This is a genomic window from Rhodopseudomonas sp., from assembly GCF_048594845.1.
Classification (GTDB): domain Bacteria; phylum Pseudomonadota; class Alphaproteobacteria; order Rhizobiales; family Xanthobacteraceae; genus Rhodopseudomonas.
Map to the genome: position 1 here is coordinate 1 of NZ_JBMDXE010000002.1, position 3,285 is coordinate 3,285.

The 3,285-nt window shown below is 66.4% G+C and carries 5 protein-coding genes; 3 read left to right on the top strand and 2 right to left on the bottom strand.

Going from position 1 to position 3,285, the window contains the following annotated elements:
• Both ACOJTD_RS00040 and ACOJTD_RS00045 read left to right on the top strand, forming a co-directional pair.
• Positions 1–395 (top strand): YadA-like family protein (locus ACOJTD_RS00040; RefSeq protein WP_420130906.1); only part of this gene is annotated, 395 nt, incomplete at its 5' end.
• Between the two features lie 17 nt (positions 396–412).
• Positions 413–775 carry a hypothetical protein gene (locus tag ACOJTD_RS00045; RefSeq protein ID WP_420130907.1) on the top strand — a complete coding sequence of 121 codons (363 nt, stop codon included), beginning with the start codon at positions 413–415 and terminating at the stop codon, positions 773–775.
• Positions 776–915: 140 nt separating this feature from the next.
• Here the strand turns inward: ACOJTD_RS00045 and ACOJTD_RS00050 are convergent, their stop codons facing one another.
• A complete protein-coding gene (locus tag ACOJTD_RS00050) occupies positions 916–1,785 on the bottom strand; it encodes a YfdX family protein (RefSeq protein ID WP_420130908.1) in 870 nt (289 codons plus the stop codon).
• Between the two features lie 297 nt (positions 1,786–2,082).
• Between ACOJTD_RS00050 and ACOJTD_RS00055 the strand changes: the two genes are divergently transcribed.
• Positions 2,083–2,646, top strand: coding sequence for a nitroreductase family protein (locus ACOJTD_RS00055; protein ID WP_420130909.1), 564 nt, complete (start codon positions 2,083–2,085; stop codon positions 2,644–2,646).
• A 215-nt stretch (positions 2,647–2,861) separates the two neighbouring features.
• Here ACOJTD_RS00055 and ACOJTD_RS00060 read toward each other — a convergent pair.
• Positions 2,862–3,285: EAL domain-containing protein (locus ACOJTD_RS00060; protein WP_420130910.1), on the bottom strand; the 424-nt coding region annotated here is incomplete at its 5' end.

Below are 3,285 nucleotides of genomic sequence, written 5' to 3' on the forward strand. Positions count from 1 at the left end.
CGGTCTCGGTCGGCTCGGCCGGCAATGAGCGCCGGGTCACCAACGTCGCGGCCGGCATCTCACCGACAGACGCCGTCAATGTCGACCAGCTCAGCGGCATCACCTCCGGCTTCCAGTCGCAGATCAGCGGGCTGCAGGATCAGGTCTGGAGCAATCAGCGCGAAGCCCGCGCCGGCACCGCGCTGGCGCTGGCGACCTCGGGCCTGAGCTACGACCACCGTCCCGGCAAGGCCTCGGTCGCCGCCGCTTTCGGCAACTACAAGGGAATGTCCGGTCTCGCGGTCGGTCTTGGGTACGCGATGAACGAGCGCGTCCGCGTCAATGCGGCGTTCAGCGGCGTGTCGGAGGTCGATTACTACGGTGTCGTCGCCGGCGCCTCGCTGACGCTGAACTGAGCCGCGGTCGAACCGCCATGAAGCTGCACAACGCATTCCCGACGCGGCACGGCCGCATGACTGTGAAACTTGCGAGGCTGGTCGCCCTGGCGACGACGTCGGTGGTTGTGCTGTTGCCGCACGGCGCCCTCGCCCAGCAGGCCGAATGGAGCAAGCTGCCGCGGATGCAGCTCGAGCGACAGTTCGCGGGGCCGCTGCAGGACACCGTGGTGCAGCGCTGGCGCGATCCCGCCGACGGCACCGTGTGCTACATGTATCTGCCGATCTCGGCGCCGCATTCGCCGCCGACGCCGTCCGGCTACGTGCAGTACGGCGCCGCCACGATCGGATCGATTAGTTGCATGCCGGGCCCGGCCGCCCCGGCTGCGCAAAAGCGCTGAGCCTCGCGCCACCCTGCCCCATCAAAGCTGCCGGCGGCAGCGGCGCCGCACGAGCGCCGGGCGCGTCGCTGCGGCAGCCGCCGCCTGCCGGGGCCGCCGGAAGCAACGGCGGGAGACTTCCGTTGCTTCCGCGGCAATCGTCAGTGGCTCGACGAACTGGTCGCCGATGGCGTGCTCGTGGACGGGCTAGCCGCCGGAGAGCTGGACGATGACGGCTTGGCCGTCGTCACCTGACCGGTCGTGGCCTGACCAGTCGTTGCCTGGCCAGTCGTTGCCTGGCCTGTGGTGGCGGGCGCCGACTTGGTATCCGACGAGGAGGTGTTGGCCGCCGTATGCGGTGTCTTGTCCTGCATGTCGACGACCGAGTAGCGAATGCCGTTCTCGACCTGCATCAGCGCGCCATTGGCCTCGTAGTACTTGCCGGAGTCGAGCAGCTTGGAAGCCTGGTCGACGCCCTTGATGCTGGCATCCATCGGCGCGACTTCGAGCGCGACCTGGACGTTGACGTCGTTCATCTTCAGCGTGTCGAGCGCTTCCTTCTGCTTGCCGGCCTTGAGCTGCGAATTGGCGGTCTTCAGCGCAGCCGCCTTGGCGGGCACCGCCGAGTAATCCTCCTGCACCGTGATGGTGCCGTTGATCGGCAGCCACTTCACCGGCGTAGTCGAGGCCGCCGTCTGGTTCGCCGGCTGCTGGGGCGACGTCGCGGATTGCGCCGGCTGCTTCAGGTCGGCTTCTGCCTTGATGAAGACAGAGTCGTCGGTCTTGCTCTTCTCCAGGGACTCCATGGCCTTGTTGACGTCCTTGCGCGCGACGTCCGGCTTGCCGTTGAACAGCGCCAGCCGCGCCTCACGAATATCCTGGAAGGCGTTGAAGCCGTCCTTCGACAGCTTGGAAAAATCCTGCGCGGCAGCTTGGTCGGGCGAGGTCTGGTGGTCGGCCGCATAGACGGCGCCGCAGAGGGCGGTGGTGGCGAGCGCAGCGGCGACGAGCGTTGTCTTGACAAGGGGCATGAACATTTCTCCTCAAAGTAGATGTCGAACGCGGTCATCCACTTCCGGTGATCGGTCGGCAGAACTCGCGATGTCGAGTTCGTCCTGACAACGGCAGGACCATCCATCGCGTTGCATTAAACTTAGGAAATCATTGTGCCGCAGTCGTTTCTGGACACACATAGAACTGGCGAGGCGGTGGCGCGATTTGTTGGAAGCTCTCTGATGTGGCGCGCGGTGGTCGCTCGGCCGCGCATTCTTTGCTAGAACAGCCCTCGACTTTCATGCGCAGCGATCGCCCGATCGCCGGAGAACCTCATGTCGGACGTCATTTCCTTCCTTGAAACCCGCCGCTCGGTGAAGCCGCGCGAGATGACCGGGCCGGGCCCCTCGCCCGACGAGCTCGACACTATCCTGACGATCGGCGCGCGCGTGCCGGATCACGGCAAGATCGCGCCGTGGCGCTTCATCGTGTTCGAAGGCGAAGCACGCGCCCGCGGCGGCGCGGTGATCGCCGAAGTGTTCGCGCGCAAGCATCCGGAAGCCACCGCCGCCGAGATCGCGACCGAACAGGGACGACTGTCCGAAGCGCCGCTGGTCATCGCAGTGGTGAGTTCGCCGAAGCCGCATCCCAAGGTGCCGCAATGGGAGCAGGAATTGTCGGCGGGCGCGAGCTGCATGAACATCGTCGCCGCCGCCACCGCGCTCGGCTACGGCGCCAATTGGCTCAGCGGCTGGATCGCCTACGATCGCGACGTGCTCACCGGGCTCGGCCTGAAGGAGCACGAGAAGCTCGCCGGCTTCATCCACATCGGTAGCAAGACGAAGCCGGTCGAAGACCGCCCGCGCCCGGCGCTGGCGGAGGTGGTGACGCGGTTCTGAGGCTGTTGCCAGGCAGTCCAGGGATGTGACCGCCTCAATGTTGATGGGAGTAGTTCTGCGTGCCCCGGATGCTGCGCAGCGCGCCGCCCTTTGCGGCGTGATGCGCTGCTGATCCGGGGCCCCGCTGGTTACGCCGACAAGAAACCGGGGTCCCGGATCTGCGACGCGGCACTGCGTGCCGCATCGCGTCCGGGACACGGGTGGCAAAGCTTGTGCTACGCCGCCTTTGACGCGGCGTGGCCGAACTTCGCCAGTAGCCCCGCGATCTCCGCGGCGGGACGCGCCGGGCTGAACAGGAAGCCCTGCACTTCGTGGCAGCCTTCGGCGCGCAGCGCGTCGAGCTGTTCGACCGTCTCGACGCCTTCGGCGAGCGTGGTGATATCGAGGCTGCGACCGAGACCGGCAATGGCGCGGACGATGGCGAGGCAATCCGGCCGCTCGGTGACGTCGCGCACGAAAGAGCGGTCGATCTTGATCTTGTCGAACGGAAAGCTGCGCAAGTAACTGAGCGACGAGTAGCCGGTGCCGAAATCGTCCATCGAGATCCGGACACCGAGCGCGCGGAGCTTATGCAGCGTGGCGAGATTGGCCTCGCTGTCGGCGAGAAACAGCGACTCGGTGATCTCCAGTTCGAGCCGG